The 7,612-nt window shown below is 64.2% G+C and carries 10 protein-coding genes; 7 read left to right on the forward strand and 3 right to left on the reverse strand.

The window, feature by feature from the left end; genetic code table 11:
- The first annotated feature begins 142 nt into the window (after positions 1 to 142).
- Together EN893_RS00505 and EN893_RS00510 are read left to right on the forward strand one after the other, a co-directional pair.
- Positions 143 to 946, forward strand: a complete 804-nt coding sequence (locus EN893_RS00505) for an alpha/beta fold hydrolase (protein ID WP_127267384.1) — start codon at positions 143 to 145, stop codon at positions 944 to 946.
- Between the two features lie 114 nt (positions 947 to 1,060).
- On the forward strand, positions 1,061 to 1,678 hold the full coding sequence (locus EN893_RS00510) for a hypothetical protein (RefSeq protein WP_127267380.1): 618 nt from the start codon (positions 1,061 to 1,063) through the stop codon (positions 1,676 to 1,678).
- Here EN893_RS00510 and EN893_RS00515 read toward each other — a convergent pair.
- Entirely contained in the window at positions 1,662 to 2,585 is a 924-nt protein-coding gene (locus EN893_RS00515; RefSeq protein WP_127267379.1) for a metallophosphoesterase, read from the reverse strand. The genes EN893_RS00510 and EN893_RS00515 overlap by 17 nt on opposite strands.
- 53 nt (positions 2,586 to 2,638) lie before the next feature.
- Between EN893_RS00515 and EN893_RS00520 the strand changes: the two genes are divergently transcribed.
- The gene (locus EN893_RS00520; protein ID WP_127267378.1) at positions 2,639 to 3,133 is read left to right on the forward strand and encodes an NUDIX domain-containing protein; all 495 of its coding nucleotides are present in this window, start codon (positions 2,639 to 2,641) and stop codon (positions 3,131 to 3,133) included.
- Position 3,134: 1 nt separating this feature from the next.
- On the opposite strand, the gene EN893_RS00525 is transcribed toward EN893_RS00520, so the two are convergent.
- Together EN893_RS00525 and EN893_RS37915 are read right to left on the reverse strand one after the other, a co-directional pair.
- Positions 3,135 to 4,127, reverse strand: coding sequence for a glutathione S-transferase family protein (locus EN893_RS00525; protein WP_127267377.1), 993 nt, complete (start codon positions 4,125 to 4,127; stop codon positions 3,135 to 3,137).
- Between the two features lie 77 nt (positions 4,128 to 4,204).
- Complete coding sequence (locus tag EN893_RS37915) at positions 4,205 to 4,369, reverse strand: hypothetical protein (RefSeq protein WP_164748917.1); 165 nt, start codon at positions 4,367 to 4,369, stop codon at positions 4,205 to 4,207.
- A 29-nt stretch (positions 4,370 to 4,398) separates the two neighbouring features.
- On the opposite strand from EN893_RS37915, the gene EN893_RS00530 reads away from it, so the two are divergent.
- From EN893_RS00530 to EN893_RS00545, 4 genes are all read left to right on the forward strand, one after another.
- The gene (locus EN893_RS00530) at positions 4,399 to 4,935 is read left to right on the forward strand and encodes an N-acetyltransferase (protein ID WP_127267376.1); all 537 of its coding nucleotides are present in this window, start codon (positions 4,399 to 4,401) and stop codon (positions 4,933 to 4,935) included.
- 61 nt (positions 4,936 to 4,996) lie between these two features.
- Positions 4,997 to 5,758: a 3-hydroxyacyl-CoA dehydrogenase gene (locus EN893_RS00535; protein WP_127267375.1), complete on the forward strand. Its 762-nt coding sequence runs from the start codon at positions 4,997 to 4,999 to the stop codon at positions 5,756 to 5,758.
- Positions 5,759 to 5,764: 6 nt separating this feature from the next.
- Positions 5,765 to 6,946: a CaiB/BaiF CoA-transferase family protein gene (locus EN893_RS00540; protein ID WP_127267374.1), complete on the forward strand. Its 1,182-nt coding sequence runs from the start codon at positions 5,765 to 5,767 to the stop codon at positions 6,944 to 6,946.
- A 31-nt stretch (positions 6,947 to 6,977) separates the two neighbouring features.
- Positions 6,978 to 7,612: HugZ family protein (locus EN893_RS00545; RefSeq protein WP_164900681.1), on the forward strand; the 635-nt coding region annotated here is incomplete at its 3' end.

Raw genomic sequence — 7,612 nt, forward strand, 5'->3', positions numbered from 1 at the left:
CATCGCAGATTGCCGATTGGTCGCCAGGTTCTGTACACAACCGTACAAATCGCGAAAATTTTACTGGTCATCACGTTGGACTAGGAGCAATTCAGCCACCATTGGGTGTCGCGCATTCTGCAATAACAAAAAATCAGCTTTCATGACCGCATCACTTTTTGCCGCCGAAGAGGGTGTTGGCTCGAAGGCCATCGTCCTGCTGCACGGTTTCGGCGGCTGCCATGATGTATGGCACGAGGTGATTTCCGCCCTGACGCCTTCCACGCATACGCTGGCCTATGATCTGCCTGGGCACGGGTTGTCGCTCGATTTTCCCGCCGCCGGTCCCGCCAGGGTGGCAGCCAAGGCCGTGCTCGCCGATCTCTCGGAGCGCCGCCTGAAGCGCGTTCATCTCGTGGGCCACTCGATGGGCGGTGCCGTGGCGGCGCTGATGGCGCTGGCCGAGCCCGAAAAGATAGCCTCGCTGACGCTTCTGGCGCCGGGCGGCCTTGGCCCCGAAATCAATGGACCGCTGTTGCGCCGCTATGCCGAAGCCGCGGATCGGTCCGAGATCCGCTCCTGCCTCGCCGTCATGTCGGGACCATCAGCCCCGCCGCTCGAACATACGGTGGACACCCTTTGGGAAATGCGCAGGCGACCCGGCCAACTCGAAAAGCTCGTCGAGATCGCAGCCGCCATGACCGTGGACGGTCGGCAAGGCGTCATCCCGCACGATCGCCTCGATGGACTGAACATGCCGGTGATGGTGGCATGGGGAATCAGCGATGCGGTGCTGCCCTTTACCCAGGCGGATGACCTGCCGGCGCATTTTCACGTGCACCACGTGCTGGAGGCCGGCCATATGCTGGCTGAGGAAGCCCCCGACCTTGTTGCCGAGATCATTCGCCGCAACACCAATCGTCGCGCCAGGCCACACCGCCAGAAATTCGCCGCCGCAGCCAGCTGACCTTTTTCGCGCACGACAACCTTCCTGGACACCCCGGGGCCGTCGATCTCGCCAGTGCATTTTGCCGGCGGCTGTGTTAACCCGGTGTTAACCAAACCTACGAGGCGGACGCCGATGAAGGAAGCAGGCGAGAAGACCATCGACCAGTCCAAGAAACTGTCCGATGCCATCCGTGATGTCAAAAATGCCTTCGCCGACCGCGACGACGTCGTCGTCGACATGCGCGAGGCGCATCGCATGCGTCTCGATCTGCTCGCCGCCGAACTGGCACCGGTTTTTGCCGATGTTCCGGCCGATATGGACAATTTCGACTTTGTCGTCTCGTCCGGCTTGCAGCCGCGCCTGTGGATCGACGCCATCAGCCATGTCGCCATGGGGCGCGACCGCCGGACCTATCGCTTCCTCAAGGACACCCGTATCGGCCGGGTGGTGCTTGCCGAATCCACCGAGATGAAGCCGGTTGCCGATTCCGTGACACGCTATGTCGCCGAGCGCATCGTCGAGCGTCAGAGGATGCTGGAAGGCGGCGTCGAACCCGCCGTCGCCGGCCTGAAACGTGCGTATGTGCCGGAAGCCGAACCGCCGCTGCGCGCAACGGAGCGCGGCAAACGCTGGTCGGCCCTTCTGTCCGGGCTTGGCCTGGTCGCTGCCGGCGCACTGGTCGGCCTTGTGGTGTCGGTCGTCCTGTTCTGGGACCGCATCGTGGCCATGGTTGTCAATTTGCGGCCATAGCGGCCTCGGCGCCAAGCTCCACCGTCTGCAGATCGGATGGCGGTATGGACGGCCCGGTCAGGCCGCGCCGTGTCAGCCGGATCCGCCAATTGCCCTTCTCGCCGTCAATGTCGAACAGATTGTACTGCGCCGCCGGGTTCTTGCCGCCCGGCGCCTGGCCGGCGGCAGCGACACCGACCGCCGGGATCCTGACGCCGCGACCGCCGATGAAGAACAGCGACGGCAGATGCGAATGGCCGTGCAGCACAAGGTCGGCGCCGTGATGGCGAATGATCTTGTTGAAGCGGGCGATGCCGAACAGCCGCTTGTGCTGCGGGACCGCGCCGCGCACCGGCGGATGATGGATCATGATGGCGCGAAACAGCCCCTGTCCGGCGGTATCCCCGAGGATTTTGCCGAGCCGCTTCGCTTGGCCTTCCATGAAGAAACCATTGGCCATGAAGGGTGCCGTGGCGCGCGCCGTCGAGACACCGATCAGCGCGACGTTGCCGCGCACGCGCAAATAGGGAAATGCGTTACGATCGACCGGCGTGTTGACGCCGTCGCCGCTCATCCACGCCGCCCAGGATCGGCAGACCTTGTCGAAGGCGCCTGGCACATAGGCGTCGTGATTGCCCGGAACGACCGAAACATCATGCGGCGGTGCCAGCGTCTCCAGCCAGTGCCTGGCCATCTCGATCTCGCCGTCGAGCGCCAGATTGACCAGGTCGCCGGTGACGGCGAGGTGGTCAGGCGTGTTCGCCTTGATGTCGGCGACGATCGTGTCGATGACCGCATCATGCATATGGCGGCGGCGGTTGCGCTGCCAGTTGACATAGCCGAGCACGCGCTTGGAGGCGAGATCGCGATAGGATACATCGGGGAGCGGCCCCAGATGGACATCGGAAATATGCGCGAGCCTGAACATACAACCTTCATAGGCGACCCGCGCACGGCTTTCCACCCACGGTTTCGCTATCAATGACGAGCCCTGAAGATGCCTTCCGCCAGACCGGCTGGCCAGGTTTGAGGGCCAGGCTGTTCCATCTCTATTTCGTGCTGCGGAGGCCGATGACGCTTGGCGTGCGCGGCCTGATCCACGACAGGGCGTCCAAGTCCGTCTTCCTCATTCGCCATACCTACGTACCAGGCTGGCAGCTGCCCGGCGGCGGCGTCGAAGTCGGCGAGACGATGAACGAGGCACTGGCCCGTGAACTGGCCGAGGAAGGCAACATCGCTCTCACCGCCCCGCCGGTGTTCAAATCGATGCATTTCAACCGCCGCTCCAGCCGCCGCGACCATGTCGGCTTTTATTTGCTCGAGCATTTCAGCCAGACGGCGCCGAAGCGGCCGGATCACGAAATCGCCGAAGCCGGCTTCTTCCCGCTCGACCGCTTGCCGCAGGGCACGACGCCGGCGACGCTGCGCCGGATCGCCGAGGTTTTTGACGGCGAGCAGCCCTCGCCCTACTGGTAGATCAGGCTGCCGCTTTCTCGAAGCGCGCCCGGTCGTGCCATGCGGCATAATCCAGATCCGGTCCGACAGGCACGATCCGCGTCGGATTGATCGTCTGGTGGCTGCCGTAATAGTGCGCCTTGATATGATGCATGTTCACCGTCCCGGCCACACCAGGCACCTGGTAGAGATCACGCAGATAGTTGGACAGGTTCGGGTAGTCGGCGATACGGCGCAGATTGCATTTGAAGTGGCCGACATACACCGGATCGAAGCGCACCAGCGTGGTGAACAGCCGCCAGTCGGCTTCGGTGATACGATCGCCGACGAGATAGCGCTGCTTCGACAGCCGCTCCTCCAGCGCATCCAGCGCTGTGAACACTTCACCGAACGCCTCTTCATAAGCGCGTTGCGTGGTGGCGAAGCCGGCGCGATAGACGCCGTTGTTGACCGCGGGATAGACCAGCGCATTGATGCGATCGATCTCGCCGCGCAATGCCTTCGGATAGAAATCGAGGCTGGCGTCGCCCCATTCGTCGAAGGCTGAATTCAGCATGCGGATGATTTCGGAAGACTCGTTGGAGACGATGGTCTGCTCCTTTTTGTCCCACAGCACCGGCACAGTCACCCGGCCCGAATAGGCGGGATCGGCCTTGGCATAGATCTGGTGCAGGAAGTCGAGGCCATAGAGCATGTCGCCCGTGGCGCCGTCCTCAGCCACGAACGTCCAGCCGTTGGCGCCCATGAAATGATGCACCACCGACACCGATATGACGCCTTCCAGCTTCTTCAGCGCGCGAAAGATCAACGTCCGGTGGGCCCACGGACAGGCAAGCGAGACATAGAGGTGATAGCGGCCGGGCTCGGCGTTGAAACCACGCGTCCGGCCTTCGGCAGGCGCCCCGTCAACGGTGACCCAGTCGCGCCATTGCGACTGCGTCCGCACGAACCTGCCACCATTGTCCGCTGTATCGTACCAGCGGTCCTGCCACCTTCCTTCGACCAGCATTCCCATACAAATCTCCTTGCGTCCTGTTGGTTGATGTAGGCGCAAGGCTGCCCTGTCGAAGACGTCAGGTGCTGAACAGACCGTCACTTGGCGGAAATGACGAACAAAACGGCCGATTGCAGCGGCGGGAAATTGATGCTAGCGGACAATCCGCATGTTCGATTTTGCTTCGATCCGGTTTTACCGACGACGAAAGGGCGCCCGCGCTTGATGAAGCGCTGACTGGCGAATGCTGCCGTTTGCAGCAACCTTTCCTCCTTACCGGAACGCAAAGACCATGAGCCTTGCCGACGTGAAATACCTGCCGGAAACCCCGGCGCACGACCCCGAGATCGAAGCCATCAATGACGAAGCCTTCGGGCCGGGCCGCTTTGTGCTGGCCGCCTACAAGATTCGTGAGGCCGGAGGGCACGAGCGTTCGCTGTCCTTTGTCGCCGTCGATGGCGACATCGTCGTCGCCTCGGTGCGCATGACCCGCATCGCCGCCGGTGCCGGCCGCGCATTGATGCTCGGGCCGCTCGCGGTGCGGCCGGCCTTCAAGAATCTCGGCATCGGCCGCCGGCTAGTGGCGATCGCGCTAGAGGCCGCCGCCAAGACCGGCGCACCTGCCGTCATGCTGGTCGGTGACGAGCCCTATTACGGGCCGCTCGGTTTCAAGCGGATTCCGCGCGGCCAGATTTCGATGCCGCGCCCCGTCGATCTCGACCGGCTGCTGTCGCACGAGATCGCGCCGGGCGCGGTCGCCAGGCTCTTGGGCGAGGTCTGCCACGCCGATCAGGCCAGGGTGGCCGATCCTGTCGCGGCGATGGCTTGACCTTTCCCGTCGATCTGGCGCCTGATCCGTCCCACTGTTCCTGAGATCAAAGGATGACGTCATGAACCCGAACGGCCAGATCGCGATCGTCACCGGCGGCGGCTCCGGCCTTGGCGAGGCAACGGCGCGCGCGCTGGCCGCCAAGGGCGCCCGCGTCGCCATCTTCGACGTGGGTATTGACCGCGCCGCCAAGGTCGCGGCCGAGATCGGTGGTATTGCCGTCCAGTGCGACGTCAGCAGCGCCGACAGCGGAACCGCTGCGCTCGCCGACGTAGCCGCCAAGCTTGGCGAGCCGCGGATCCTGGTCAACTGCGCCGGCATCGCCATCGGCGTGAAGACGATCGGCAAGGATGGTCCCCACCCCCTTGATCAGTATCGCAAGGTGATCGAGGTCAATCTGATCGGTACGTTCAACATGATCCGCCTCGTCGCCGAGCGCGCGTCGAAGCTCGAGCCGCTGCAGGGCGGCGAGCGCGGCATCATCGTCAACACCGCTTCGGTTGCCGCCTATGATGGCCAGATCGGCCAGGCCGCCTATGCGGCATCCAAGGGCGGCGTCGTCGGCATGACGCTGCCGGTGGCGCGCGACCTTGCCCGTTCCGGCATCCGCGTCTGCACCATCGCGCCCGGCATCTTCAAGACGCCGATGATGGCCGGCATGCCGCAAGAGGTTCAGGATTCGCTGGGCGCCGCCGTGCCTTTCCCGTCGCGCCTGGGCGAACCGTCCGAATATGCCGCTCTCGCCCTGCACATCATCGAGAACCAGATGTTGAACGGCGAGACCATTCGTCTCGATGGCGCCATCCGCATGGCGCCGAAATAGAAGGTCATGAACGCCGGCCTGTCCGCTGCCGCTAAAACCGGTCCGCTGACCGGGCTGAAGGTGATCGAGATGGCCGGGCTCGGACCGGTGCCGCTGGCCGGCCTGATGCTGTCGGAGATGGGCGCGCAAGTGTTGCGCATCGAACGGACGGGGACGAGCGAGTTCCTGTCGCTGCCGGATGAGTACAACATCGACCGCCATGGCCGCGCCCTCCTGCGCCTCGACCTGAAGCGCCGTGAAGGCACCGATCTGTTGCTGCGCCTTGCCGAAAAGGCGGACATGTTGCTCGAAGGGTTTCGCCCGGGTGTCATGGAACGGCTTGGCCTCGGCCCCGAAACGGTGCTGGCGCGCAACCCGGCGCTGATCTACGGCCGTATGACCGGCTTCGGTCAGGACGGCCCGCTCGCCGGCCGCGCCGGCCACGACATCACCTACCTCGCCTATAGCGGCGTGCTGCACGCCATCGGCCATGCCGACGGCCGTCCCGTCCCGCCGCTCAACCTTGTCGCCGACTATGGCGGTGGCGCCATGATGCTGATTGCCGGCGTGCTGGCCGCCCTGTTCCAACGTTCTCGCACGGGCAAGGGTGACGTCATCGACGCCGCGATGGTCGACGGCGCCTCGATGCTGGCGGTGCCCCTGCACGCCTTGACGGCGGCCGGCTTGTGGAGCGACAAGCGCGGCGCGAACCTGCTCGATTCCGGCGCCCCGTTCTACGACACCTATGAGACGTCGGACGGACGCCATATCGCCATCGGCTGTCTCGAGCCGCAATTCTTCGCCGAATTCGCCAGGCTGCTGCCGCTCGACGAGCGCTTTGCGTCCGGCCAGTACGACAAGGCCCTGTGGCCGCCGATGCGCGCCGCCATTGCCGATCGGATCCGGCAGAAACCACGCGACGACTGGGACCTGCTGTTTGCCCAGACCGATGCCTGCGTGGCCCCCGTCCTGTCGCTGCAAGAGGCGAAGCACCACCCGCACAATCGGGCACGCAACGCCTCTGTGACGACAGGTGCATTTGAGCGCCCGGCCCCCGCGCCGCGTTTCTCGAGCTCGCAACCGACATTGGCCACTATGCCAGGCAATGAGGATTTGTCGCCATCGGCAATTCTGGCACGTTTCGGCTTTGCGAAAGCCGAGATCGACGGCCTTGTCAAATCCGGCTTGCTGACCGATAACGATAACTAGAGAAGAAAGATCAACTTACTGCGGTGCTGCCTTGGACGAGCCGAAAAAGGACGTGATCCGCGAGACGGACGCCGAAGCGATCCGGCTGGCGAAGACGCTTCTGCGCAGCGCCCGCTTTGGCGCCCTGGCGGTGATCGAACCGCAAACCGGCTCGCCGCTGGCCAGCAGGGTCGGCGTGGCCACCGACATCGATGGCGCGCCGCTGATCCTGGTGTCGATGCTTTCGGCGCACACCGGCGCCCTGCTTGCCGATCCGCGCTGTTCCCTGTTGCTCGGCGAACCGGGCAAGGGCGACCCGCTGGCGCACCCGCGCCTGACATTGATCTGCCAGGCGGCACGGCTTGAGCGCGGATCAGGCGAACACGCCCGCGCCGAGCGCCGCTATCTCAACCGCAATCCCAAGGCGAAACTTTACGCCGGTCTCGGCGACTTTTCGATCTTTCGCCTCGATCCGCAACGCGCCAGCCTCAACGGCGGCTTCGGCAAGGCCTATCAGCTCGATCGATCGGATTTGCTCGCCAGCGGACCGATCGTCGAGGAACTCGCGGCGCGCGAACAATCCGCCATCGACCACATGAACGCCGACCATCTCGACGCGATCGCCGTTTACGCACAGCATTTCGCCAAAGTATCCGGAAACGGCTGGAGTGTTGCCGGATTCGATGC

Origin of the sequence: Mesorhizobium sp. M7A.F.Ca.CA.004.04.2.1, from assembly GCF_004022825.1 — a bacterium.
Taxonomy (GTDB): Bacteria; Pseudomonadota; Alphaproteobacteria; order Rhizobiales; family Rhizobiaceae; genus Mesorhizobium.